Origin of the sequence: Haloplanus salinarum, assembly GCF_009762275.1 — an archaeon.
Lineage (GTDB): Archaea > Halobacteriota > Halobacteria > Halobacteriales > Haloferacaceae > Haloplanus > Haloplanus salinarum.
Genome location: NZ_CP034345.1, coordinates 2,065,225 through 2,089,182, shown reverse-complemented (window position 1 = coordinate 2,089,182; position 23,958 = coordinate 2,065,225). Strand labels below are relative to the sequence as shown.

General features: G+C 69.9%; 31 protein-coding genes. 10 read left to right on the top strand and 21 right to left on the bottom strand.

Annotated elements, in window-relative coordinates; translation table 11 throughout:
- Positions 1–36 precede the first annotated feature (36 nt).
- Positions 37–951: a malate dehydrogenase gene (gene mdh / locus EI982_RS12105; protein WP_157689942.1), complete on the bottom strand. Its 915-nt coding sequence runs from the start codon at positions 949–951 to the stop codon at positions 37–39.
- Between the two features lie 123 nt (positions 952–1,074).
- On the opposite strand from mdh, the gene EI982_RS12100 reads away from it, so the two are divergent.
- Positions 1,075–1,713: an Sjogren's syndrome/scleroderma autoantigen 1 family protein gene (locus EI982_RS12100; protein ID WP_157689941.1), complete on the top strand. Its 639-nt coding sequence runs from the start codon at positions 1,075–1,077 to the stop codon at positions 1,711–1,713.
- Here the strand turns inward: EI982_RS12100 and EI982_RS12095 are convergent.
- From EI982_RS12095 to EI982_RS12085, 3 genes are all read right to left on the bottom strand, one after another.
- Complete coding sequence (locus EI982_RS12095) at positions 1,710–4,109, bottom strand: DEAD/DEAH box helicase (protein WP_157689940.1); 2,400 nt, start codon at positions 4,107–4,109, stop codon at positions 1,710–1,712. The two genes, EI982_RS12100 and EI982_RS12095, sit on opposite strands and share 4 nt — an antisense overlap.
- Before the next feature lie 94 nt (positions 4,110–4,203).
- Positions 4,204–4,446 carry a ferredoxin gene (locus EI982_RS12090; RefSeq protein WP_157689939.1) on the bottom strand — a complete coding sequence of 81 codons (243 nt, stop codon included), beginning with the start codon at positions 4,444–4,446 and terminating at the stop codon, positions 4,204–4,206.
- 86 nt (positions 4,447–4,532) lie between these two features.
- On the bottom strand, positions 4,533–5,219 hold the full coding sequence (locus tag EI982_RS12085) for a DUF5828 family protein (RefSeq protein WP_157689938.1): 687 nt from the start codon (positions 5,217–5,219) through the stop codon (positions 4,533–4,535).
- A gap of 107 nt (positions 5,220–5,326) precedes the next feature.
- Between EI982_RS12085 and EI982_RS12080 the strand changes: the two genes are divergently transcribed.
- The gene (locus tag EI982_RS12080; protein ID WP_157689937.1) at positions 5,327–5,698 is read left to right on the top strand and encodes a cupin domain-containing protein; all 372 of its coding nucleotides are present in this window, start codon (positions 5,327–5,329) and stop codon (positions 5,696–5,698) included.
- Here EI982_RS12080 and EI982_RS12075 read toward each other — a convergent pair.
- Positions 5,695–5,898, bottom strand: a complete 204-nt coding sequence (locus tag EI982_RS12075) for a DUF8007 family protein (protein WP_157689936.1) — start codon at positions 5,896–5,898, stop codon at positions 5,695–5,697. The two genes, EI982_RS12080 and EI982_RS12075, sit on opposite strands and share 4 nt — an antisense overlap.
- 123 nt (positions 5,899–6,021) lie before the next feature.
- Here EI982_RS12075 and EI982_RS12070 point away from each other — a divergent pair, with 123 nt between their 5' ends.
- Both EI982_RS12070 and EI982_RS12065 read left to right on the top strand, forming a co-directional pair.
- A complete protein-coding gene (locus tag EI982_RS12070; protein WP_157689935.1) occupies positions 6,022–6,723 on the top strand; it encodes a DUF8052 family protein in 702 nt (233 codons plus the stop codon).
- A gap of 1 nt (position 6,724) precedes the next feature.
- Positions 6,725–7,324 carry a DUF6517 family protein gene (locus EI982_RS12065; protein WP_157689934.1) on the top strand — a complete coding sequence of 200 codons (600 nt, stop codon included), beginning with the start codon at positions 6,725–6,727 and terminating at the stop codon, positions 7,322–7,324.
- A gap of 19 nt (positions 7,325–7,343) precedes the next feature.
- On the opposite strand, the gene EI982_RS12060 is transcribed toward EI982_RS12065, so the two are convergent.
- The 3 genes from EI982_RS12060 to EI982_RS12050 form a co-directional block, all read right to left on the bottom strand.
- Positions 7,344–9,194, bottom strand: a complete 1,851-nt coding sequence (locus tag EI982_RS12060) for a carbon starvation CstA family protein (protein ID WP_157689933.1) — start codon at positions 9,192–9,194, stop codon at positions 7,344–7,346.
- A gap of 67 nt (positions 9,195–9,261) precedes the next feature.
- Complete coding sequence (locus EI982_RS12055; RefSeq protein ID WP_157689932.1) at positions 9,262–10,248, bottom strand: ArsA family ATPase; 987 nt, start codon at positions 10,246–10,248, stop codon at positions 9,262–9,264.
- 1 nt (position 10,249) lies between these two features.
- A complete protein-coding gene (locus EI982_RS12050) occupies positions 10,250–10,546 on the bottom strand; it encodes a DUF7990 family protein (RefSeq protein WP_157689931.1) in 297 nt (98 codons plus the stop codon).
- Between the two features lie 100 nt (positions 10,547–10,646).
- Here EI982_RS12050 and EI982_RS12045 point away from each other — a divergent pair, with 100 nt between their 5' ends.
- Positions 10,647–11,846, top strand: coding sequence for a CobW family GTP-binding protein (locus EI982_RS12045; protein ID WP_157689930.1), 1,200 nt, complete (start codon positions 10,647–10,649; stop codon positions 11,844–11,846).
- Here EI982_RS12045 and EI982_RS12040 read toward each other — a convergent pair whose 3' ends face one another.
- The 3 genes from EI982_RS12040 to EI982_RS12030 all read right to left on the bottom strand — a co-directional run bounded on the left by EI982_RS12040 (position 11,847) and on the right by EI982_RS12030 (position 13,022).
- The gene (locus EI982_RS12040) at positions 11,847–12,086 is read right to left on the bottom strand and encodes a hypothetical protein (RefSeq protein WP_157689929.1); all 240 of its coding nucleotides are present in this window, start codon (positions 12,084–12,086) and stop codon (positions 11,847–11,849) included. It abuts the gene before it with no gap.
- Between the two features lie 158 nt (positions 12,087–12,244).
- Complete coding sequence (locus EI982_RS12035) at positions 12,245–12,646, bottom strand: SRPBCC family protein (RefSeq protein ID WP_157689928.1); 402 nt, start codon at positions 12,644–12,646, stop codon at positions 12,245–12,247.
- A 61-nt stretch (positions 12,647–12,707) separates the two neighbouring features.
- The gene (locus tag EI982_RS12030) at positions 12,708–13,022 is read right to left on the bottom strand and encodes a hypothetical protein (RefSeq protein WP_157689927.1); all 315 of its coding nucleotides are present in this window, start codon (positions 13,020–13,022) and stop codon (positions 12,708–12,710) included.
- Positions 13,023–13,080: 58 nt separating this feature from the next.
- Here EI982_RS12030 and EI982_RS12025 point away from each other — a divergent pair, with 58 nt between their 5' ends.
- Together EI982_RS12025 and upp are read left to right on the top strand one after the other, a co-directional pair.
- Positions 13,081–13,296: a DUF8107 family protein gene (locus EI982_RS12025; protein WP_157689926.1), complete on the top strand. Its 216-nt coding sequence runs from the start codon at positions 13,081–13,083 to the stop codon at positions 13,294–13,296.
- A 39-nt stretch (positions 13,297–13,335) separates the two neighbouring features.
- Entirely contained in the window at positions 13,336–14,013 is a 678-nt protein-coding gene (gene upp, locus EI982_RS12020; RefSeq protein WP_157689925.1) for a uracil phosphoribosyltransferase, read from the top strand.
- Positions 14,014–14,140: 127 nt separating this feature from the next.
- On the opposite strand, the gene EI982_RS12015 is transcribed toward upp, so the two are convergent.
- Positions 14,141–14,746 (bottom strand): IMPACT family protein, encoded by a 606-nt coding sequence (locus EI982_RS12015; protein WP_157689924.1) that lies wholly within the window; start codon positions 14,744–14,746, stop codon positions 14,141–14,143.
- Positions 14,746–15,246 carry a TrpY family transcription regulator gene (locus tag EI982_RS12010; RefSeq protein WP_157689923.1) on the bottom strand — a complete coding sequence of 167 codons (501 nt, stop codon included), beginning with the start codon at positions 15,244–15,246 and terminating at the stop codon, positions 14,746–14,748. The genes EI982_RS12015 and EI982_RS12010 overlap by 1 nt, the downstream gene beginning before the upstream one ends.
- Before the next feature lie 134 nt (positions 15,247–15,380).
- On the opposite strand from EI982_RS12010, the gene EI982_RS12005 reads away from it, so the two are divergent.
- Positions 15,381–16,346, top strand: coding sequence for a C-terminal binding protein (locus tag EI982_RS12005; RefSeq protein WP_157689922.1), 966 nt, complete (start codon positions 15,381–15,383; stop codon positions 16,344–16,346).
- 43 nt (positions 16,347–16,389) lie between these two features.
- Here the strand turns inward: EI982_RS12005 and EI982_RS12000 are convergent, their stop codons facing one another.
- The gene (locus EI982_RS12000; RefSeq protein ID WP_157689921.1) at positions 16,390–16,815 is read right to left on the bottom strand and encodes a hypothetical protein; all 426 of its coding nucleotides are present in this window, start codon (positions 16,813–16,815) and stop codon (positions 16,390–16,392) included.
- A gap of 270 nt (positions 16,816–17,085) precedes the next feature.
- On the opposite strand from EI982_RS12000, the gene EI982_RS11995 reads away from it, so the two are divergent.
- Positions 17,086–17,508, top strand: coding sequence for a PadR family transcriptional regulator (locus EI982_RS11995; RefSeq protein ID WP_157689920.1), 423 nt, complete (start codon positions 17,086–17,088; stop codon positions 17,506–17,508).
- Here the strand turns inward: EI982_RS11995 and EI982_RS11990 are convergent.
- The 3 genes from EI982_RS11990 to hisA all read right to left on the bottom strand — a co-directional run bounded on the left by EI982_RS11990 (position 17,497) and on the right by hisA (position 19,198).
- Positions 17,497–17,781 (bottom strand): hypothetical protein, encoded by a 285-nt coding sequence (locus EI982_RS11990; protein ID WP_157689919.1) that lies wholly within the window; start codon positions 17,779–17,781, stop codon positions 17,497–17,499. The genes EI982_RS11995 and EI982_RS11990 overlap by 12 nt on opposite strands.
- A gap of 76 nt (positions 17,782–17,857) precedes the next feature.
- Complete coding sequence (gene hisB, locus EI982_RS11985) at positions 17,858–18,442, bottom strand: imidazoleglycerol-phosphate dehydratase HisB (RefSeq protein ID WP_157689918.1); 585 nt, start codon at positions 18,440–18,442, stop codon at positions 17,858–17,860.
- Between the two features lie 39 nt (positions 18,443–18,481).
- Positions 18,482–19,198, bottom strand: coding sequence for a 1-(5-phosphoribosyl)-5-[(5-phosphoribosylamino)methylideneamino]imidazole-4-carboxamide isomerase (gene hisA, locus EI982_RS11980; protein ID WP_157691176.1), 717 nt, complete (start codon positions 19,196–19,198; stop codon positions 18,482–18,484).
- A 121-nt stretch (positions 19,199–19,319) separates the two neighbouring features.
- Between hisA and glmM the strand changes: the two genes are divergently transcribed.
- Positions 19,320–20,681 carry a phosphoglucosamine mutase gene (gene glmM, locus EI982_RS11975; RefSeq protein WP_157689917.1) on the top strand — a complete coding sequence of 454 codons (1,362 nt, stop codon included), beginning with the start codon at positions 19,320–19,322 and terminating at the stop codon, positions 20,679–20,681.
- Here the strand turns inward: glmM and EI982_RS11970 are convergent.
- From EI982_RS11970 to fer, 4 genes are all read right to left on the bottom strand, one after another.
- Positions 20,678–21,817 (bottom strand): DUF7118 family protein, encoded by a 1,140-nt coding sequence (locus tag EI982_RS11970; RefSeq protein ID WP_157689916.1) that lies wholly within the window; start codon positions 21,815–21,817, stop codon positions 20,678–20,680. The two genes, glmM and EI982_RS11970, sit on opposite strands and share 4 nt — an antisense overlap.
- A complete protein-coding gene (gene hisI, locus EI982_RS11965) occupies positions 21,814–22,206 on the bottom strand; it encodes a phosphoribosyl-AMP cyclohydrolase (protein WP_157689915.1) in 393 nt (130 codons plus the stop codon). Before hisI ends, EI982_RS11970 begins: the two co-directional genes overlap by 4 nt.
- Before the next feature lie 40 nt (positions 22,207–22,246).
- The gene (locus EI982_RS11960; protein WP_157689914.1) at positions 22,247–23,248 is read right to left on the bottom strand and encodes an A24 family peptidase; all 1,002 of its coding nucleotides are present in this window, start codon (positions 23,246–23,248) and stop codon (positions 22,247–22,249) included.
- A 120-nt stretch (positions 23,249–23,368) separates the two neighbouring features.
- Positions 23,369–23,758, bottom strand: a complete 390-nt coding sequence (fer, locus tag EI982_RS11955; RefSeq protein WP_157689913.1) for a ferredoxin Fer — start codon at positions 23,756–23,758, stop codon at positions 23,369–23,371.
- Between the last annotated feature and the right edge of the window lie 200 nt (positions 23,759–23,958).

Genomic DNA, 23,958 nt, shown 5'->3' with positions numbered 1-23,958 from the left:
TCACGGGGCCGGTGGCCGCGGGATCGATGATAAACCTCAGGCGATCTTCCCGTACTGGTCGGCGAGTTTCTCGGCGGCCTCGTCCATCAGGTCGGTCTCGTAGTCGGCCAGGTCCCACTCGACGACCTCCTCGACGCCGTTCGCGCCGAGTCTGAGGGGGACGCCGAACGCGGTGTCCTCGTAGCCGTACTCGCCGTCGAGGGCGATGCTCCCAGGGAGCACTTCGCCGGTGTCCCGGAGGACGGCCTCGACCGTGTGGGCGACGCCCGTCGCGGGCCCCCACTCGGTCGCACCCTTGCGTTCGATGACGTCCATCGCCGACTCCTGGAGGTTGCCGAGGATCTCCTCACGTTCGTCGGCCGAGAACTCGGGGTCGCGGCCGTCGACCCGGACCTTCGAGAAGACGGGCACCTGCGCGTCGCCGTGTTCGCCGAGGATCGTCGCCTCGACGTTCCGGACGGGCGTGTCGAACCGCCGGGAGAGGACGTAGCGAAAGCGCGCCGAGTCCAGGCGGCCGCCGAACCCGATCACCGTGTGCCGGTCGCGGTCGCCCGTCTCGTAGAGGTGACGGTTGAGGAGGTCCACCGGGTTCGAGGTGGTGATCGAGACGAAGTCGTCGTTGTACTCGGCGATGGAGGAGCCGATGTCCTCCATGATGGGGGCGTTGTCGCCCGCGAGGTCGATCCGGGTCTGTCCGGGCTTGCGGGGGATGCCCGCCGTGATGACGACCACGTCCGACCCCTCGGTCGCCGCGTAGTCGCCCTGCCGGACGACCGTGTTCGAGTCGTAGGCGACGCCGTGGTTCACGTCGGCCGCCTGCCCGACCGTCTCGGCCTCCATGTCCGGGATGTCGACCAGGACGAGTTCGTCCGCGATGTCGCGGAGCGCGATGTTGTACGCCGTCGCGGCCCCGACGGTGCCCGCCGCGCCGATGACGCTCACTTTCGTCATTTCACCTACCTTTGGCCGGGGGTCCCGATTAAACGCTTCGGAACACCCGACCGTCGGACGGCGGCGATGTCCCCTGATCGCCGTCCCGTGGGGTTTTTCGACCTCGGCCGCCTCTCTCCGTCCATGAGCGAGTTCGACAAGGAGGCGGAGCGCGAGCGACTCCGGGAGAAGTACGAGCAGGACCGGGAGAAGCGCGCGTCGACACAGCGCATGAGCGAACTCCTCCTGAAGGGGGCGACGATGACCAACAACCACTGCGACGCGTGTGGCGACCCCATCTTCCGCTACGACGGCGAGGAGTTCTGCCCGACGTGTCAGGCCCCGAACGCCGACGCCGAGGACGCCTCGTCCGCGGCAGCCGAGGCGGACGCCGACCCCGCCGAGACGGGCGCCGACGCGACCGGAGCGGACGCCGACCCCGCCGAGACGGGCGCCGACGCCCAAGCGGTCCGGGACGAGACGGACACGGAGGCCGGTCCCTCGGCACCGGCCGTCGCCCGGGACCGTCGCCCCGCTCCGACCGGCGGGGACGCCGACCCGCCGGCTGCCGACCGGTCTCGTGGTGCCGCCGGGGGCCGCGGCGCGGGGACCGGAGCCGCGCCGGACCTCGACGACACCCGGGCGTCGCTCTCGCGGACGCTCGATCGGTTCGCGCGCGCAGCGGAAGAGACGGACGACCCCCGTCGCGCCAGGGAGCTGCTGGCCGCCGCCCGCGAGGCCGCCGAGACGCTCGCGGCGCTCGACGGGCGCAGTCGGTTCTAGTCGTAGTCGCTGCCGACCACGGTCCGGATGCGGTCGGCGGTCACCTCGCCGACCCCGTCGACCGCCAGCAGGTCTTCCTCCCGGGCGGTCATCACCGCCTCGACGCTCCCGAAGTGTTCCAGGAGCGAGCGGGCGGTCACGGGGCCGATGTCCGCGATGGCACCCACGACGTACTCCTGTTGCTCGTCGAGGGTCTTCGCGCTCTTCTCGCCGTGGACGCTGACGGCGCGGTCGCTGGTCGTCTGTTCGCGTTTCGCGAGTACTGCCAGCAGGTCAGCCGTGTCCGCCTCCCCTTCGGTCCGCAGGACGCTCACGCCGAAGTCGACCGAGAGCGACGCCAGCGCGCCGCGGATGGCGTCGGGGTGGACGTTTCGCTCCTCGTAAAGTCCCTCACCCTCCAGCAGGACGACCGGCCGCGCGTAGTGACGGGAGAGGTCGCCCACCTGCTCGAACAGCGAGCGGTCGCCGCCGGTGAGCGTATCGAGGAAATCGGACACGGTCTTGCGCTCGACGGCCACGCGGTCCGAGACGACGTAGTCGCCGACCGCTAGCGTCTCCAGTCGCGTCTCGACGCCCTCGCGGGTCGAGAGGTCCCGTGCGATGGCCGAGTCGAGTTCCCGCTGGTCGACGACGATTTCGACCCCCTCGTCGTCACCCTCGGCGGTCGCGACGACGCCGTCGTCGTCCGTCGATCCGGAGCCGTCGTCCGCGCTCCCGAACTGGGCCAGCCCCGGCCGTGCGCTCGCCCCGCCGTCGGCCTCCGCGGCGCTCCCTCCCTCGTCTCCGGCCGACGACTCGTCGTCGAACGAGTCGAGGGCGGTCTGGCCGTCGTCGAGTTCAGCCGCCATCTCGTCGGCGACGCCTTTCAGCTTCGCCAACTCGTCTTCCATCTCCTGCTCCCGGCGGCGGGAGATCCAGAAGAACGCCTCGTCGCGGGTGTCCTCGGCCATGAGGACGACGACACGGCCTTCCTCCTGGCGCCCGGTCCGGCCCTTCCGCTGGATCGATCGGATCGCCGTGGGAACGGGTTCGTAAAACAGGACCAGGTCGACCTCGGGGACGTCCAGTCCCTCCTCGGCGACGGAGGTGGAGACCAGCACCTCGAACTCGCCGGCCCGGAAGGCGTCGAGCGTCTCGCCTTGCTCCTTCTGGGTCATGCCGTCGGAGCCGTCCTTGTCGCCCTGGCCGACGAACCGCTGCACGTCGAAGCTCTCGCTCAGGAAGTCGGTGAGTGCCTCGGCGGTGTCCCGCGACTCCGTGAAGACGATGACGCGCTCGCCGCCGCCGATGCCGAGGGTCTGGGCCAGCAGGACGCGGGTCTGCCGGAACTTCGGGTGGAGGTCGTCGAACTCCTCGGCCGTCCGCATCGCGTCCCGCACCTTCGGCTCCGCGACTAGCCGCTGACTCGCCTTCGACGCACCCGAGGCGCGGGCGGCGTTGCGCTGGCGCTCGAAGTATCTGCGGAGGGACTCCACCGACTGTGTCTCCGCGAGTTCCACGGCCCGACGAAGCTTCATCACCTCGGCGTGGACGGACATCCCCTCGTAGCCCTCGGACTGGTCGGCGTCGATGAGGTCCTGCAGCTGTCCGCGCATCCGGTTGAGGTCCCGCTGTGAGAGGTCCGGACTCGTCGTGTTCGTGACGCCGAGTTCCTTCAGCGTCTCCAGGCGGTCGACGATCACCTCGTTGATCGCGTCCCTGATCTCCAGTATCGTGTCAGGGAGGGTTACCCGCTCCCACTCGACGTCCGTGTCGTGGGTGTACTCGGCCACGTCGGCGTCGTCCTCGGTCATCACCGCCACCTCGCGCAGGCCGAGGTTCTCACAGACGGTCATGATCGCCTCCTCGTCGCCGCCGGGCGAGGCGCTCATCCCCGTCACCAGCGGCGCCTCGGCGTCCGCGTGGTAGCGCTCCGCGATGTAGACGTAGGCGTAGTCGCCGGTCGCGCGGTGACACTCGTCGAAGGTCAGGTGTGTCACGTCGGCAAGCGAGATGCGGCCGCCGATCAGGTCGTTCTCGACGACCTGCGGCGTCGCGATGACCACCCGGCTCTCGGTCCAGAGGTCGGCCCGGTCGTCCGGTCGCACCTCCCCGGTGAAGACGGTTATCGCGTCGTCCGGAACCGTGAGCGCCTCGCGGTAGAACGCGGCGTGTTGCTGGACCAGCGGCTTGGTCGGCGCGAGAAAGAGCGCCGTCCCGCCGACCTCGTGGAGGCGGTCGGCGGTCACGAGCAGGCTCACCGTCGTCTTGCCGAGGCCCGTCGGCAGGCAGACGAGGGTGTGGTCCTCGCTCGCGGTGTCAGCGAGTCGCCGCTGGTACTCCCGCCGCTCGATGACCTCGGGGACCAACAGGGGGTGGTCGACGTACGCCTGATCGCCGTCGTCGGTGGCCGCCATCGTCCGAACGTGGTCGCCGGCGGGGTTAAGGGTTGGCGAACCGCGGTGAAAGTGGTCCGTCCCGGCGGCCGCCGTCTCCGAGGGCGCCGCCCGTCTAGACCATCCGCTCGCCGTCGTCGTCGTACAGTTCGATGGCGTCGACCGGACAAGTCCGTGCCGCGAACTCGGCGTCGAGTTCGGCGTCCTCGGGCACCTCGCGAACGAACAGGTCCGGGTCCGTCTCCTCGCTCCCCGCGAGGTCCGCCTTCCCGTCGTTGCGGTTCTCCTCGAACGCCGCCCACTCCTCGACGCACTGGTACATCCCGATGCAGGTGTCGCGGTCGAACTCGACGTGCATACGCTCCCCTAGCAGGTTCTCGGGCATAGGCGTGGTGCCCGACTCCGGCCCGCCGCTCCGGCGGGCCGCCCGGCCGCGCACGCGACTCAGTTCGTCGTCGACTTCGACTCGCCGCCGTTCTCCGGCGGTTCGACGCCCTCGACGACCTCCGCGATCTCCGTCTGCTTCTCGGTGTCGATGTGCCAGCGGTCGACGCTGTCCTCGTAGCTCGCCAGCCGGTCGCTCACCGCCGCCTTGAGGTCGTCGTCGTTGATGTTCACCTCGAAGACGAACTGATCCTCGTCGCCGCCACGCGCCGTCTTCTGGATGTTGGCGCTCACGAGTTCGTTGTCGAAGTAGTAGGGGGCGAGCTGTGTCATCACCTTCCGGTAGACGGTGTCCTCGACCGCCCGGAGTGCCTTCCGCCCCGCCGAGTCGGCGGCCCGGGCGACGTAGTTGATCGAGTCCTGCCACTGTTCGACCGCGCCCTCGTTGTCGCCCTCCTCGACGCGCTCGTAGGACTCGGAGAGCTTCTCGCCGGCCGTGCGGAGGTCCTCGTCGGGGTTCTTGCCCGCCTTCTCGCCTTCCCCCTCGCCGACGCTCGCCTGCTCGGCCGTCTTCTCGTTGACGTCCTCGCCGAGGCGCTCGTGGGACTTGGGTCGCCACTCGTCCCACTCCTCGAACGCCTCGCCGCCGCCGCCGGCCTCGCGGAGGGCGTGCGTGATGCGTTCGCCGTGTTCGACGATCTCCGGCCACGTCCCCCGGCGCTTGAATCCGGATACGCTCTCTTCCATCGCTTGTCAGGCCCTCAGGGCGTCGGTGCACAAAACCGTTCCGTGCCACGCCGAGCCGTGACGCCTGCGACGACGACCTTTTTGTATCGCCACGACCGGGTTGGCGTATGGGTTACCACGTCGTCGACACGGACGAGGTCGAACCGGACCCCGACCGCCCCTGTACGCGCCGGTCGCTGTCCGACCCCGCCGGCCTCTCGGAGATGGCGATCAACCGCTACACGGCCGAACCGGGCGAGGAACTGCCGCTCGCCTACCACTACCACGACGACCAGGAGGAGGCCTTCTACGTCCTCTCGGGGACGCTCCACGTCGACACGCCCGAAGGAACCCTGGAGGCGGGGCCGGATACGCTGCTCACGGTCGACCCCGGCAGCCCGCAGTTCGCGTACAACCCCGAGGACGCGACCGAGACCGTCGACGTCGTCGCTATCGGCGCGCCGGCGGTCGACGGCGACGTCCACGCCTACGAGCCCTAACGGTTCCAGACGAACCGCGTCACCGCGTCGTCGATCCGCGTCGAGACCCGCGCGAGCCACGCCTCCGGGGACGCCCGCTCCATCGACTCGCGGTCGACCTCGATCCGTTCGTCGCCGAACGGGTCGTGGTCGTCCTCGTCGACCGCGTCGACGACGACGCTCATCGAGCAGCGGCCGCACGCTTCGGTATCCTTCGCCATCGTCCGTGTTTGGGCCGCCAGCGGCTTAAATCCCGGCCGCGATGCGCTTTTCACCGTCGCCGGAGTACGCCCCCCCATGCACCGACTCGCGACGCCGACACCGACCCGCCGCCGTCGCCGCCGATGAGCGACGACCCGGCGGCCGCCCCGTCGGGGGCCGACCCCGCGTCCGAATCGCCGGACTCGCCGGACGCCCCCGCCGACGACTGGGGGGCTCCCGAGGAGGCCCGGGCGGCCGACCTCCCCGACGAGGTGGTCGAGGCGATCCCCGACTGGCCCGACGACCCGTATCTCGACCGGGTGAGTGACCGTCTGATGCACAGCTACGACCTGGACAGGGACGCCCACGTCGCGGGCGAACGCTGGGACCTCTACGGCGAACTGCGGGTGGTGAACCAGAAGCAGTTCGTCCACCCCGCGCTCTCCTACGCCGACCACGAGTCCGAGGAGTACCTGTTCGCCCGCCGGGTCGGCCGCCCCACCGTCGCCGAACTCGAACGGCTGGTCGACCTCGGGCACGACGTGGCCGACGAGCGCGTGACCGGCCACGAGGAACATTACCGGACCGACGTCACCTTCGTCCTCGTCGCCGACGAGATTCCCGACGACGTCCGCGAGTTCGTCTCCGGGTTCCGGGACCGCACCCTGCTGAAGTTCGGCTACTACGGCCACTACGAGGTGAACCTGATCGTCGTCGCGCCGGCACGACGCACCGCCGTCGCCAGCGACGTCGCCGACGCCGTCCAAGCCTTCGCGCTCTGGCGGGACCTCGCCGACCCCGATCCCGGGCTGCTCGACCGGCTCGCTCGCCGGTTCTGGAAGTGATATGCGCCGCCGATCCCTCCTCGCCGGTCTCGCGGGGCTCGCGGGCTGTGGCCTCGTCCCCGAGGAGAGCGAGCCGATCGAGGCGAGCGCGTCGGCGCCGGCGACCCTCCCCGACGACGCCGCGGCCGCGGCGGGGTACGCGCGGGCCGTCGCCGAGACGGTCACCGTCGAGACGACGGTCGATACGGACCTCGCCGGCGACGTGGAGCTGAGCGCCAGCCGGGACGTCGTCGCGACGCTGTTCCGCCGGGTCTACCGCGCCGACGCGGGGCGACGGTTCGGCCTGGTGACCGCGCCGACGGTCCGCATCGTCGAGAACAGCGAGACGCGGTACGATCCGGTTCCGGCGCTCGATCCGTCCCGCGTCGTCGAGTTGGCGACCGATCGGTCGGTCGCGACCGTCGCCGACTGGACCGAGTCGGGGAGGGGCACGCTCCTCGGGACCGAGACGTCACGGGAGACGGCGACGGCCGACGACGACGAACTCGCGCTGGTTCGGGCGCGCGCTCGCGCCGGCGACGACGCCGTCACCGCGATGGCGCTCGCCCCGACGGCCGACGCGACGGTCGCGCCGCTCGCCGACGTCGCGTACGACGGATAAAAAAAGCGCGTCGTCGGCGTCAGTCGTCGCTCGGGGCGCCGGCCGCCCCGCCCTCGCCCCGGACGCTCCGGATGTTCGCGTAGCCGATGCGGACGAGCGACAGCGCGAGGTAGATGAGCACGAACGCCAGCGCGGCCTGGACGGCACTGGAGATCAGCGCCGACGTGCTCTCGGCCCCACCCTGGAGGATGTTCGTGTAGATGTTCTCGTAGATAGCCAGCCACAGCAGCCCCAGGACCGTGATGACCGTCATGATGGCCATCGGGACGCCGGTGGAGATGAGCTGCTTGGAGTCGTCCCAGTTGGCGAGCCACACGGTCGCGGTCAGGAGCGCGAGCGCGGCGAGCAGCTGGTTGGCGCCGCCGAACAGCCCCCACAGCACGACCCACTCGCCGGACGCGACGAGCGCGTAGGCGGCCAGCGTCTGGATGACGGGGTTGGTGTAGCGACCGCGGGCGAGGTTACCGAGGCTGACGCTCTCCAGCCCGGTGGCGGTCTGGCCCGCGGGCATTCCGACGATCTCCTCCATCATGTACCGACCGAGGCGGACGGCGGTGTCCGTCGAGGTCAGGAGGAAGCTCACCAGCACGAGCGCCATGAAGACGCTGGCGGGCGTCTCGGGCAGGCCGAAGCTGGTGAGGATGATCCCCCCGCCGGAGGCGAAGTTGGGGAGCGCGCCCCCGATGCCGCCGGCGGCGGCGTCGCCCGCGAAGCCCGCGACCGCGAGCGTCGACAGCGCGACGGCCGCGAGCAAGCCCTCGCCGAGCATCCCGCCGTAGCCGATGAGGCGGGCGTCGGTCTCCTTGTCGAGTTGCTTCGCGGTCGTCCCCGAGGAGACCAGCGAGTGGAAGCCGCTGATCGTCCCGCAGGCGATGGTGATAAAGAGGAGCGGGAACAGCGGGAGGAAGACGCCCTCGACCCCCCAGAACCCGTTGTACATGCCGATCGAGGAGTCGATGGTGAGTGGCTGGCTGCTCGTGCCGAAGATGGTCCCGACGATCACGGCGAGCAGCGCGCCCCCGACGCCCGTGTACAGCAGGAACGACGAGAGGTAGTCACGCGGCTGGAGCAACACCCACACCGGGAGCGCGCTGGCGATGCCGGCGTACACCAGTACGACCGGAATCCACGCCGCGGTGTTGGCGCCGAGCGATCCCGCGGCGGGCACCCAGCTCCCCGCCCCCGAGAGCAGCACGAACGTGCCCGCGGGGTGCGAGCCCTCCGCCAGCGGGAACAGCGCGAACGGGTACTGGAGCCCGACCCAGACGCCGCCGAAGACGCCGGCGACGAACAGGACCGTCCCCGGGATGAACGGGCCGTCGAGCTGGTAGAGGTAGACGCCGAACACGAGCGCGAGCACCACGTAGACGAAACTCGCCGTCGCCACCTGTGGGAACGCGTTGAAGACGATGGCCACCACGAGGGCGAACACCGCCACCACCAGGATGATGGTGAGGAACGCGAACCACAGCAGCATGTTCTTGCCCTTCCGGCCGACGTACTGGCCGATGATGTAGCCGATCGACTTCCCCTCGTGCCGGAGCGAGCCGGACAGCGAGACGAAGTCGTGGACCGCACCCATCAGGGGGTTGCCGATGGCGATCCACAAAAGCGCCGGCAGCCATCCCCACACGGCCCCCGCGGTGATCGGACCGACGATCGGCGCACCGCCGGCGATGCTCGAGTAGTGATGCCCCAACAACACCGGTTTCTTCGACGGTACGTACTCCTGTCCGTCTTCGTACTTGTGTGCTGGCGTCTCGGCGTCCTCCTCGAGCCCCACGAACTGCGCGAGGTAGCGCGAGTACCCGACGTAGCCGAGCGTGAACGTCACCAGCACCGCGAGTACGATCCAGATTACTTGTGTCATGTGTCGCCCGATAACAAAGATAATGAAAGTCCGACTTAAGCGTTGGTGTCCCGTGTGAACGTGCCGGTCAGCCGCCACGACCGACGAACGTCGGCGCCTCGGCGCTCGGGTCGATGTCGAGTTCGTCGGCCACCGCGGCCAGCAGGTCGCCCCGGATCTCCCGCGGTCGGGATTCGATTTCCGCGACCAGCGGCGGGTCGAACCGCTCGCGGACCTGTTCGAGGCGCTCGCGCTCCGTCTCGATCCGGTCCCGGAGGTAGCGGGCGCCGCGCCCGTCCTCGTCGTCGTCCGGGGCCGGCGTCAGTCGGTTCGCGACCAGTCCCCGGACCGACAGGTCCCGCTCGGCCATCCCCTCGATCGATCGCCCGGTCTCGTTGACCGACAGCTGATCCGGGTTGAGCACGAGGAAGAAGGCGGCGTCGTTCCGGAGGGCGCCGCCCGCGAACTCGAAGAAGTCGCGGCGCTCCTCCAGCCGTTCGAGGACCGGATCGCCCGCCATCACCCGCCGGGGCTCGTTGTTGCCGATCGCCGCCTTCTCGAAGAGGTCGATGCTCTGTCGGCGCTTGTGGGTCAGGCGATCGATCCAGTCGCGCAGGAACTCCGGCAGGCCGAGCAGTCGGAGCGTCGATCCCGTGGGTGCCGTGTCGAACACCACCCGATCGTAGTCCTCGCTCCCGCGCATCACCTCGACGAACCGGTCGAACAGCGCCGCTTCGTACGCGCCGGGCGTCTGGTGGGCCATCTCCAGCTGTCGGTTGATCTCGTTGACCATCGACGCCGACACCTGTTCGGAGAGCTGTTGGCGGATGCCGTCGAGGTGGTTCGCCACCTCCGTCTCCGGATCGATCTCCATCGCCGACAGTCCCTCGATTCCGTCGACCGACTGCGGGCTGTCGTCGAACGACTGGTCGAACACGTCCGACACCGAGTGGGCGGGATCGGTCGAGACGATCAACGTCTCCACGCCCGCCGTCGCACACCGCCGGGCGTACCCACAGGAGACGGTCGTCTTGCCGACGCCGCCTTTGCCGCCGAAGAAGACGAACGGCTCCATCTCAGAAGTGGTACTGCTGGCCCTTGCGTTCGAGATACGAGTCCCGGTCCCACAGGCGACGCTCCCACGCCTCGAACTCGTCTTCGAGGTAGGGGAGCAGTTCGGCCGTGTAGTAGGAGACCGGCGAGGGGATGCCGAACGCGTCGGGGAAGCAGGCCAGCAGGAACGCGTCCTCGCTGTCCTCGGCTTCCTTCTCGATTTTCTCGTACGCCGGATGGGAGATCATGCCGTGGTACAGCCCCCGGAGCCACTCCCGCAGGGTCTCGCGGTAGGCCGCGATGCGGTCGGCGACTGTCATCGTCTCTCATCCAACCGTCGCCGAGATATAAACCCCGTGCCGGGTGTGCGCCGCCGCCGAGACGCCGGGCTTCAAGCCGTCGCGGCCCCCACGTTCCCCCATGACCGACTCGGACCGCATCCCGGTGACCGTCCTGTCCGGGAGCCTCGGCGCGGGCAAGACGACGCTGCTGAACCACCTGCTCGCGAACGCCGACCGCGACGTCGCCGTCCTCGTCAACGACATGGGCGAGGTGAACGTCGACGCCGAACTCCTCGCGGAGGGGTCGGCCCCGAGCGGGGCGGTCGCCGAACTCTCGAACGGCTGTATCTGCTGTGAGCTCCGCGGTGACCTCGAGACGGCGGTCGTCCGCCTCGCCCGCGAACGCGACTTCGACGCGCTGGTGGTGGAGTCCTCGGGCATCTCCGAACCCGCGCCGGTGGCGCGCCTGTTCACCACCGACTCCGCCGCCGCCGCCCGCTACCGCGTGAACGCGCTCGTGACCGTCCTCGACACGCGGCTCTTCCTCGACACCTTCGACGGCGACGGCGTGCCCGAACGCCGCGGGACCGCCGACGACCGCCCGCTTTCGGACCTCCTCGTCGAACAGGTCGAGGTGTCGACGCTCGTCGTGCTCAACAAGGCCGACCTGTGTACCGACGCGGAACTCGACCGGGCCGAGTCGCTGGTCGCCGGCCTCCGTCCCGGCGTCGAGACGCTCCGCACGGAGTTCTCCGCGGTCGACCCCGCTCGCCTCCTCGACGCCGGCGGCGTCGACGTCGACGCCCTCGCCGACCTCCCCGGCTGGAAGCGGGCCATCGAGGCGGACCACGGCGGCGACCACCACCACGCCCACCCGGACGAGGTGTACGGCGTCTCCTCCGTTACGTACCGCCGCCGCCGCCCGTTCCACCCCGAGCGGATCGCGTCCGTCCTCCGCGATCTCCCGCCCACTGTCGTCCGCTCGAAGGGAACGATATGGGTCGCCGGCAACGAGTACAGACAGTCCGTGGGGCAGGCGGGGGCGTCGGTCCGGGTCACCGCCCGGGGGCCGTGGATCGCGTCGCTCCCCGAAATCGACCGCAAGACCTACCGCGCGAACCGGCCGGACCTCGACTGGCACGAGACGTACGGCGACCGCCGGACCGAGTTCGTCGTCATCGGCACCGACGTCGACGAGTCGGCCCTCCGCGACCGGCTCGACGACGCGCTCGTCACCGACGAGGAGTGGGGCGACGGCCCGGCGGGCGAGGCCGCCGTCGACGCCACCGAGCCCTTCCCGACGACGGACGGCGAGACGGCGGTCCTCCGCGAGCCCTGATCAGCAGGCACACCCGGAGCCGGCCGCCCGCTCGAACCGCATCGGGTCGCCGCAGTCGGGACACTGCGGTGTCCCCTCCGCCGCCCGGTCGAGCCCCTCGTCGTCGACGTCGACGTCGCGGACGCGGACGCCGCAGTCGTCACACCAGAACGCGCCGGCCGAGCCGTCGTCGCCGGCGTCGTCGGGCGCGCGGTTCGTCGAGGCCGAGAGCACCGCCGAGACCGTGTCGATGAGTCCCATACTCGACGTCACCCCGTCCTCCGGGCTAAATCCACGTCGTTCGTGCGGGGCCGGCACACGACCACACGGCCGGCCTCATACGGATTATTGTAACTGGTTACCGGTGGTTCGCCGAGACGTTCCGGCGAACCACCGGTAATGACTTACGATAAACAGTATCAGACCGCCCCCTCCAGCCCGTCGAGCAGTCGGTCGAGTTCGCCGCCCCGCTTCCAGGCCCCGAGGCGGTCGGCCAGGGGCACGGGCAGGGCGAGCGACACCCGCGACCGGGCCCGGACCCGCGACCCCTCGTCCTCGGCCGTCACCGTCACCCGCGTCTCCATCCGCTCGAAGGGGCCGTCGCCGACCTGTTCGTACCGGTAGCCGTCCGCCAGTTCTTCGAACCGGAGCCGGAAGGATATCCCCGGTCCCGTGGCGGTGACGAGCGTCGCGTCCCCGTCCTCGGTCACGGTCGTCGCCTCGAAGCTCCCCTCCCACGCCAGCAGCGCCCGCGGGGAGAGCCGTCGCTCGATTTCGCGGGGACTGGCGGCGACGAACCGGTCGCGTTCGACGTCGTGCACGGTACCGATCGGGGCACGGGAAGACATAAGCGTCACGTGGGGCGCCCCCGGCGACGACCGATCAGAGCAGGGGGAGCGACAGGGTGACGAGCACCGCCCCGAGCGCCAGCGCGAGGTAGCGCAGGCGCTCGGCGTCGGCCCGACGGACGTCGACGGCCGCGGGCGTCCCCCGGCGGACGAACTCGTGGTACGCGCCGCCGCCGATCGCGACGGTGACGACCGCCGACGCCGCGAGCGACGTCCGGAGCGAGAGGCCGTACGCCAGCCCGTAGAGCGGGCCGACCGAGAGCGCGAGCATCGCGCCCAGCCCGGCGACGACGACGAACGGGATGGGGTCGACCGGCCGGCCGTCCCGGTTCCGGAGGCGACGGTCCATGGGTGTCGGTGGGGCGCCAGGGACAAGAGGTAAGTGGCGGTCGGACCGCCTCACACGCATGGCCGACGACGCCGAGGGGTTCGACGACGCGGTGGCCGACGCCGAGGGCGACCCCCGGGTGATCCTCGCGCTGAACCTGGTGCTGTCCTCGCTGTTCGCGTGGGTCGTCGTCTGGGGGCTCTCGGCCATCGACATCGTCGCCTACGGCGCCGTCAACGTCGCCACCCTGGCGGCCGTCCTCGTCGGCGTGACCTACCTGATCACGCAGCGGTGAGTCAGGCGTTTTAAGTCCGCTGCGGCCGGTTCCCCGACGATGACCATCGAAGACCGCGACGACGCGTACCTCATCACGCACGCACTCGCGAAGGACACGCTCTCGAAGATCCGCGACGCCGACACCGAGCAGGTCGCCTTCCGGAAGGGACTCGTGAAACTCGGGCGCATCTGTGGCTACGAGATCATCGACGGCGCGATGGAGACGGAGTACGTCTCCATCGAGACGCCGCTCGCCGAGACGACCGGCGAGCGCGTGAAGGGACTCGACGACGTGGTCATCATCAACGTCCTGCGGGCGGCCACGCCGTTCGTCGAGGGGCTGTTGAAGGCCTTCCCGCGCGCCAAGCAGGGCGTCATCAGCGCCGGCCGCGACGAGGAGGCCGGGATGAACGAGGACGGCGAGTTCCCCATCACGGTCGACTACGTCAAACTCCCCGAGATCAGCGAGGACGACACCGTCATCGTCGCCGACCCGATGCTCGCCACCGGATCGACGATGTCGGCCGTCCTCGACTACGTCCTCGAGGGACAGGCGGCCCCCGAGAACCTCTTCGTCCTCTCGGCGGTCAGCGCCCCGGACGGCCTGCTCCGCGTCTCCGAGGCCGTCCCCGAGGCGGACCTGCTGACCGTCGCCATCGACGACCACCTCGACGAGAACGGCTTCATCGTCCCCGGCCTCGGCGACGCCGGCGACCGCGCCTTCCGGACGACCTGAGACGGGCGGCGCGTCCAACCCCCTCGCTTCACGTCGAAAATCGCCCGACGACGAACCGACGAGCGCGGAGAATTCTCCACCGAAGCGGACCCCCCGAGCGCTCCGTATTCCTCCGGAGGGCTCCGGATCACTCTAGTTCGACACGGCCGCCCGTCGCGGACCGGAGGCGGTCCCGGAGGCCGTCGGCCTCGGCGACGGGCACGCGCACCTCGAAGGCCACCCGCTCCTCGTAACTCGCCTCGAAGTCGACGCCCTCGCTCTCGAGGATTCCGCGGACGGTTCCCGAGTCGTCGTAGTCGACGACGGCCGACACGCGCTCGTGGGGTCGCTCCTCGACCACGCCGGCGGCGTCGACGGCGTCGCTCACGCCGCGGGCGTACGCCCGGGCCAGCCCCCCGACGCCGAGGTTGACGCCGCCGTAGTAGCGGGTCACCACCGCGACGACGTTTCGCAGGTCGCGCTGGACGAGGACGTTCAGAGCGGGTTTGCCCGCCGACCCCGTCGGCTCGCCGTCGTCGCTCGCCCACTCCCGGAGCATCTCCCCGCCCGGGGCGGGCACGCGGTAGGCCGGCACGTTGTGGGTGGCGTCGTCGTACGCCGCCCGCACCTCGTCGACGAACGCCTCGGCCTCGTCGACCGACTCGGCGGGTGCGACGTGGCCGAGGAACTCCGATCCCTTCACCTCGAACTCGGACTCCGCCCGCTCGGCCACCGTGCGGTAGGTCTCGGCCATCAGAACTCGACCCGGCGGACGTACGGCAGTTCGCGGATCTCGACCAGGAGATCGCCCGGAAGGGTGGCGTCGGTGATGACGTACAGTTTCGCGTCGTCGACGAACTCGGGATCCTCGCTGATGACCTGCCGGATGGAGATATCCCGGTCGGCGATGGCCGTCGTCACGTCGGCGACGATGCCCGATTCGGTCTCGTCGTCGACCCAGACCGTCAGCACCGAGAGGTCGAGCACCGGCGCCAGATCCATCAGGCTGGGGATGGCCGTGATGTTCTGGAAGATGCGGCGGAGCTCCGGATCGTCGAGGATGGCGTCGGTCGTCGAGTCGACCACCCGCCGATCGACGCCGATCTCGCGAGCGATCCCCGTGTTGGGGATCTCGATGCCGCCGGAGACGACCCGTCCCTCGTCGTTGACGGAGAAGCCCCGTTCGAGCAGGAGTCGGATCACCTCCTGCTGGCTCGGACTCCCCTCGAACTTCTCCATGATCTCGTCGAACATTCGTCCGACGACTTGTCCGGGACGGTTGATATACCTGCGGCCATCGACCCGGTCCGTCGCCGCCAGCCGCGTGTCGGTCACCCCCATCGACTTCCGTCCAAACGCTTACTACACTCCCCCCGCCACCCCTCCCCATGTCCCACACCGTCGTCTTCACCGACCACACCTTCGACGACCTCGACGTCGAACGCCGGATCCTGGACGAAATCGACGCCGAGTTGATCGACGGCGAGGCGAGCGACGAGCCCCTTCCCGACCTCGTCGCGGACGCCGACGCCGTCATCGCCATGTACGCCGACGTCGACGCCGCCCTGCTCGATGCGATGCCCGACTGCCGGGTCGTCTCCCGGACCGGCATCGGCGTCGACAACGTCGACATCGACGCCGCGACCGAGCGCGGCGTCTACGTGACGAACGTCCCCGACTACTGCATCCCCGAGGTGTCGACGCACACCTTCGCCCTCCTGCTCGCCCTGGCACGGAAGGTCGTCGCCTTCGACGCCCGGGCGGCCCGCGGGGAGTGGGACGAACACGCCGGCCGACCGATGCACCGCCTCGACGGCCGGACGCTCGGCCTCGTCGCCTACGGCGACATCGCCCGGGCGGTCGCCGAGAAGGCCCGCGCGTTCGGCATGGAGGTGATCGCCCACGACCCCTACGTCGATCCGGCGGACGTCGGCGACGGCGTGACCCTGGTCGAGGACCTGTCGACCCTGCTCGCGGCGTCGGACGCCGTCTCCATCCACGCGCCGCTCACCCCGGAGACGGAGGGGATGATCGGCGCCGCCGAACTCGACGCGATGAAGGAATCCGCGTTCCTCGTCAACGCCGCTCGCGGCGGCATCGTCGACGAGGACGCCCTCGCCGACGCCGTCGAGCGGGGGGCCATCGCGGGCGCCGGCCTCGACACGCTCGCGGAGGAACCGCCGCCGTCGGACTCGCCGCTGCTGGATCCGGAGGACGTGATCCTCACGCCCCACGCCGCCTACAACTCCGCCGAGAGCGTCCGCGAACTGCGGGAGAAGGCCGCCCGGAACGTCCGGCAGACGCTCGCCGGCGAGGTACCCGACTACCTCGTGAACGGCGACGTGATCGAGTAGCTACGTCCGAACCGACGGTCGTGGCCGGCTGGTCCCCCGCTGATCAAAGGAGGTACGCCCGGAGCAACTCACCGACCGTGTCGGGTATCATCAACATCCCCACGATGACCAGCACGATCATAAGCATCAGTACGATGAGGAGAAGGGAGACGACACCCTCGGTCGGGACGGTTACGCTTGGGAGTCCGCCCATATCGATCCGCACTTTCTCCGCCTGTTCGCGTTCCTGACGGGTCCGTTCGTCCTGTGCCTTCACCGTTTCGAGCGCGCTGAACTGTGACTGTATCTCCGAGTACTGCTGCATCAGATCGGAGGTCTTCTTGAGCAGATCCCGCTGACGTTCGTCCAGTTCGTCCACTCGCTGGGCCAACTCCGAAATCCGATCCTCGTTGGCGTCGATCGAGCCACTCAACTGGTCGAGTGACTCGACTATCTCGTCGTTCGACTCGGGCGGATCGTCCGAATTCATCGGCGGACGGCCGGCGAATCAGTCCCCATCCGATCCGTCCGGGTGGTTCCGGTCCGTCCGCCGGTCCTTCCTTCGTTCCCAGTCCCCTGGACTCACTCTCGGGTCCTCCCACGGCGTGCCGGTTTCACGGATACGACTGTCTCGTTAGTGATTCATATTCAACATTTCTGTTGGCAGGAACCGACCCGAAAAGAACCTCCCCGGAGTCGACCAAGTAGGTTACGGCCTAGTTAACTTTATGTCCGTAGCTCTCAACGGGGAGGTATAGCCATGATCACGGAAGGGCGGACGCCGGACGACGCCGGCAACGAGGAGTTGGTTCACGAGGTCACACAGCGGACGCGAGGGCGAATCATCCAGGATATCCTCGGTCACCCCTACAAGAGCCCCTCGTTCGACGAGATCGACTTCATGAACCCCGGGTTGAGTAGCGCCACGCTCAGGGAACACCTGAACAAGCTGATCGAATACGGTCTCGTCCGGAAGGTGGAGGCCCCCGAGGACGAGCGAACCCGTGATTTCCCGTTCGTCTTTTACACCCTCTCCGACACCGGCCGGGAGTTCCTGGAGACACACAACCTGTACGTCGACGAGGAGGAGGAGATCGAGCGCGAGTACGCCGAGGTGGACAAACCGGAACACATCCTGAACAAGCAGAACGACGCTCCCCGTCCGACGGCGTTATTCGACTGATTCGCGCCCCGGACGGATCCCCCTCTCGCGATCGCTACCCGTCGGCCCCGGCCTCGACAACCCCCGCCGTCCGTCGGTCAGGACGATCCGATCCGACCCCGCCAACCGGCGGACCAGTCCCTCCTCGTCCAGATACCTGACCGTCGCCAACACGGTCATCAGCGGGAGCCGCAGTCGATCCGCGATCCGATCGGGTGTGGCGTCGCCGACGCGTTGCAGGTACAACACGACGAGTTTCGATGTGTCGCTGTCGAGGGTCTCCAGCGCCTGCATACGCGAGGCCTCTCCGCCCGCCGACAAATAACTAACGACGGACGTCGAAAGAGAGTACGACAGCGGTCGTATCGACTTACAGCTCGCCTTTCGTGCTCGGCGTGTCCGACCGGCGCTCGTCGATCCGGGTCGCGTCGTCGAGCGTGCGCGCGAGCGCCTTGAACAGCGCCTCGACTTCGTGGTGGGCGTTCTCGCCCGTCACCTCGACGTGACAGGTGAGGCCGGCCGCGGTCGAGAGCGAGCGCGCGAAGTGACGCGCCATGACGCTCGTGAACTCGCCGACCCGCTCCTCGGAGAACTCGCCGTCGAAGCGAAAGAGGGGGCGGCCGCTCACGTCGACGACGACGCTCGCCACCGCCTCGTCCAGCGGGACGCGCCGGTCGGCGAAGCGGCGGATCCCCCGTTTGTCGTCGAGTGCCTCCTCGAACGCCGCGCCGAGGACGAGGGCGACGTCCTCGACGGTGTGGTGGTCGTCGATCTCCAGGTCGCCGTCGCAGTCGACGGTGAGGTCGAACAGCCCGTGTTTGGCGAACGATTCGAGCATGTGATCGAAGAAGCCGATGCCGGTGTCGACGCGGGCGTCCCCGTCGCCGTCCACGTCGAGTGTCACCTCGATCGTCGTCTCGGTGGTTTCACGGGTCCGAGCGGCGGTGCGGTCCATACACGCCCCTCTCGGGGCGTGCCTAAGTCGGTTTTGGGCCTACGCGTCCATCGCCTCGGCGAGCGTGAACGCGCCCTCGTAGAGCGCGGTGCCGACGACGACCGCCGCGGCGCCCGCCTCGCGACACGCCCGCACGTCGTCGAGGGTGGCGACGCCGCCGCTGGCGATCACCGGGATCCCCACCGCGTCGGCCAGCCGCTCGATCCGCTCCGTGCGCACCCCCGACAGCTTCCCCTCGACGTCCACGTCGGTGTAGAGGATGGCGCCCGCGCCCAGCTCCTCGTACCGTCCCGCGGCCTCGACCGGATCGAGTCCCGTCCCTTCGGTCCACCCCGAGACGACCACCTCGTCGCCCTTCGCGTCGAGGCTCACCACCACGCTCCCCGGCCGCTCCTCGTCGATTTCGGCGACGATCCCCGGGCGCTCGACGGCCGCCGTCCCGAGGATCACGCGATCCACGCCCCGGTCGAGCAGGTCGGTCGCGTCCCCGACGGTGCGGATGCCGCCCCCCAGCTGGATCGGCACGTCCACCGCGTCGACGACCGCTTCGACCGCCGCCGCGTTCGCCCGCTCGCCCTCGAACGCGCCGTCGAGGTCGACGAGGTGGAGCGTGCGTGCGCCGGCGTCGACCCACCGCCGTGCCGCCTCGACGGGGTCGCCGTACCGCTTTTCGGTGCCGCGCTCCCCCTGGACCAGCTGCACCACCTCGCCGTCCTGCATGTCCACCGCCGGGATCACCTCGAACTCCGGGAACAGCGTCATGTCGCCACCGGACGTGGCGGCGGCGTAAATGCCGACCGGTCGGCGGGGCGGACGGCGCCGGCCGTCGCCCAGCGGTCGCAACGGATTTGTGGACCGGGCGTCCACCTCATCCCGAATGCAACTGTTCGGCTCCAGCGGCACGCGCGGTGTGGTCGGCGAGGAGTTCACACCCGACCTCGTCAGGCGTGTCGCGAGCGCCGTGGCCACCGTCTGGGACGCCGACCGCGTCGCCGTCGCTCGCGATACCCGCCTCTCCGGGGGACCGCTCGCGGACGTGGCTGCCGGCACCCTCGCGGCCGCCGGCGCCGACGTCGACCGACTGGGGGTCGTTCCCACGCCGGGGGTCGCCTACTACTGCGCCCGCGAGGGCGTCCCCGCCGTCCACCTCACCGCCTCACACAACCCGCCGGCGTACAACGGCATCAAACTCCTCGGCGCCGACGGCACGGAACTCTCCGTCGACGGCTACGACGCCGTCGAGACCCGCGTCGACGCCGACGACGCCGTCCTCGCGTCGTGGGACGGCGTGGGGGAGGCCCGACGGATCGACGGCGTGAACGACGACTACCGCGCGGACCTGCTTGCACACGCCGACCGCGAGGCCATCGCGGCCGCGGACCTCACCGTCGCCCTCGACCCCGGTCACGGCGCCGGATCGCTGGTCTCGCCGGCCCTCCTCCGCGAACTCGGCTGTGCCGTTCGCACCGTCAACGCCGACCCGGACGGCCACTTCCCCGGACGCGACTCCGAACCCGTCGCCGAGAACCTGGCCGCTCTCCGGCGACTCGTCCGCACGACCGACGCGGACGTGGGGATCGCTCACGACGGCGACGCCGACCGTGCCGTCTTCGTCGACGAGACGGGTACCTTCGTCGACGGCGACACCTCGCTCGCGGCGCTCGCGGCCGCGGAACTCACCGCCGGCGACGTGGTCGTCTCCGCGGTCAACGTCTCCCAGCGACTCGTCGACGCCGTGGCCGACGCCGACGCCGAACTCGACGTGACGCCCATCGGCTCGACGCACATCGTCACGCGGGTTCGCGAGCGCCGCCGCGCGGGCGACCGCGTCCCCATCGCCGGCGAGGGCAACGGCGGCGTCTTCTACCCGGAGTATCGCCTCACCCGCGACGGCGCCTACGTCGCCGCGAAGTTCCTCGAACTGCTGGCCGACGCCGACGCGCCGGCGAGCGACGTCGTCGCCCCCTTCACCGACTATCACTTCGTCCGCGAGGACCTCACCTACGACGACGCCGCCGAGCGGGCCACCCTGCTCGACGCCGCCGAGGCGTACGCCCGCGAGGCCGACGCCGCCCTCGAGACGACCGACGGCTACCGCCTCGACTACGGCGACGCGTGGGTGCTCGTCCGCCCCAGCGGCACCGAACCGAAGGTCCGCATCTACGCCGAGGCCGGCGACGCCGACCGGGCGGCGGCGCTCGCGACCGACCTGCGTCGCCACCTCGACGCGGCGCGCTAGCCGTCCGTCTCGGTCTCCGCGAGCGCCGCCTCGATCCGGTCGCGTTCCTCGCGGGCGGCCGTCAACTCCTCCTCGACGGCCCCCTGTTCCAGCCGCTCGCGCTCCCGTTCGTCCAGTTCGTCGCGGGCGAGCGCCGACTCACGGAGGCGGTCGTAGTCGATCCGGCCGGGCAGGTCACGGAGGCGTCGCGCCGCGGCGACGACCGACTCGGGGGCGAAGCGGGCGACGACCGAGACGAGTTCCGACGCCCGGTACCGCAGTGACTCGGCGTCCGGCGGCGGCCACGACACCGTCAGCGGGTCGGCGTCGAGGCGTTCGAGGTAGGTCCGGTGGGTGCCGACCCGCGTCCGCAGGGCCGCGGGGTCCTCGACGTAGTGTGAGAGCTTCGAGTTCGAGTAGTCCGCGTACTCCAGGAGCGTCGGGATGGACTCCTCGCCCGCGGGCGCCTCCATCACGTACGATCGAAGGTCCGGCGGCGTTTCGGGGAGAGCCGCGAGCGGGTAGGCCCGGCTCGCCTCGACGACGCTGAACACCTCGCGGGCGCTCGCCTCGCGCCGGAACTCGGCCCAGGCCCCGCGTACCGCGTCGTTGTACTCCTCGACCGGGTCGCGCAGGCGCTCGACCGGCGCGTCGAGGTCAGCCTCGCCCAACCGCCGCAGGCGCTCCAGCGAGTCGATCCGCTCCCCCAGATCACGGAGGCGTCGCCGAGCGTCCCGGCGGGCCGCCTCGAAGTCCGCCCGGGCCTCCTCCCGCGCTTCGAGCAGGCCGGCGAGCTCTGCTGCGGGCGCCAGCTCCGCCCGTGCCCGCTCGAAGTCGTCCTCGCCCAGGCGCCGCTGGTCGAGCAGGTCGTTCGCCGCCTCGAAGGCCGACCGCGCCGGCAGGTCGTCGTCGAGCCCTTCGGTCAACTGGACGAACGCCTCCTGGAACTCGACGAACGCCGCGAAGTCGCCGGTGCCGGTCGCCCGACCCTCGTACCGGTCGAGCAGCCCCGTCGCCTCGCGGTGGGCCTCCCGGACCGTCCGGAGTCGCTCCTCGCCGTGGTCCGCGACGGCCGCCCGGGCGTCGTCGAGTTTCGCTCGGGCCGCCCGCAGGGTGGCGGCCGCGTCCTCGCCCTCGTCCGCGCCCTCCCCGCTCATCCGTCGTCGTAGACGTCGTCGGGGTCGAAGACCCGCTCGCCGACCGTCTCGCCCTCGACGGTCCGGTGGAAACAGGAGCGGTGGCCGGTGTGACAGGCGCCACCCTCCTGGTCGACCAGATAGAGCAGGGCGTCGGCGTCACAGTCGACCCGCACCTCCTCGACGCGCTGGACGTGCCCGCTGGTCACTCCCTTCTCCCAGAGTTCGTCCCGGCTCCGGGAGTAGTAGTGTGCCCGTCCCGTCTCGCGGGTGCGTTCGAGCGCCGTCGGCGAGACGTACGCGAGCATCAACACCTCGCCCGAGTCGGCGTCCTGTGCGACGGCCGGGACGAGGCCGTCGGCTCCGAAATCAACGTCCACGTCGACGTCGGCGTCGGCGTCGGCGGTCATGCCCGTCCCTGGGTGCCTCCCCCCGATAGGTCTTGTGTCGTCACACGACGCCGAGGGCGCCGAGCAGGCCGAAGAGGACGTCACCGTAGGTCAGGGCGAGACAGAGCCCCAGAAAGAGCGGGACGATGAAGGGGACGCCGGGCGAGATCCACACCGAGTCGCGGGTCGTCACCACCCGCAACCCCTCCCGGAGCGTCTCGGGGGTCGTCCCGTAGGCGCTCCCCTCTATCTCGTCGAGGAAGCGCTCGGCCGCCCACGGGTCGTCATGGTCGGCGTCCGGAGCGGTGTCGCCCTCGCCCGTGCTCCCCGCCGACGTCGGTCGCTCGGCGGCTGTCACATCGGCGTCGACCGCCCCGTCCGTCGGCTCGAACGTCTCCCCGACGCGTTCGGGGTCGCGGTGGGCTGCCGGCGCCGCCCGGAGCGCGTCCAGCGTGGTGCCCCGCCACCGAAGGTACATCCGCAGCGCGTCGAGGTCGAGCCCTCCCCGCGTGAACCCCTCGGTCGTCTCGAACAGGCGGCCGTGCTCCGCCGGGAGCGCGGACACCTCGGTCCGGCGGCCGAGGAACATGACGGTCCCCCGGTCGCCCCGCAGGCCGTTGCGGACGCCGAGGTAGACGGGGTAGGCCAGGCCGACCAGCACCGCGTTCGTCAGGATCGTCATCGAGAAGACGCCGACGTCCGTGACCACCGCGGGGTAAGCGCCGCTGGCGAGGTAGAAGACCGGGTATGTCGGAAAGAGGACGGCGAGGGTCATCATCGCCTTGGCGTCGGCGCCGCCGAACCCCCCGATCCACCAGAGACCGTAGGCGAGGGGGACGACGACGAGGAGGCTGATCCCCACCCGGACCAGAAAGAGGCGGTCGTCGACGCCCGCGACCGGGAGGTGGCCGAGCGCGTCCCACGCGAGCGTCAGGAGGCCGACCACGAGCAACGGATACCAGAGCCAGTTCGGGAGGCGACGGGTACGCACGTCGCGCCAGGCCGCCCACCCGAGCGCCGGCACCGCGATCAACCGCAGCAGGTCCGTCGTCGCCGCGAGCATTACCGAACCCCGAGGCGCGGGGGAATTAGTGTTTTCGACGGCGCCGCCGCTACCGGGCGTGAAAGAATGGAGGAATCGGAACCGTGCGACCTCGTACGGACTGACGTCCGACAGGCCGTCTCAGATGACGCGGTTCTGCAGGTAGTCGAGGTGCTTGGCGTTGTAGACCAGCTTCACCTCGTCGGCCGCCGGGCTACCGATGCAGGTCAGCCGGACGTCCTTCTCTTCGACTTCCTCGTCGGAGAGGATCTGCTGCATGTCCATGTCGAGGTCGCCCTCCTGGACGATGGCCGCACAGTTCGCACAGGCGCCGGCACGGCACGAGAAGGGCCAGTCGTAGCCCTGCGCCTCGGCGGCTTCGAGGACGTACTCGCCCTCGTTGACTTCGAGGGAGCCGTAGTCGACGTCCTCGAGGTCGGCGTCGGCGGCCTTCTCGAAGAGGTCGTCGTCGTCCATTTCCCAGCCGTGATCGTCCAGTACTTCGTAATTGAGGTATTCTACCGTGGGCATCAGGCGATAGTTGAGTGGCCACCCCATTAGACTTTGCTGTTCGGCAAAGCGTCGCCGCGTCGTCGTCGACGAACGTGTTCGATTTCGCGGACGTCGCTACCTTCGACCCGAGTATTGACAGGTGGGATATGTGACGGATCGCCGAGAACACGGCGCCGACGGCCCGGTCGTCCGTAACGACTACCGGTTGAACGAGCGGC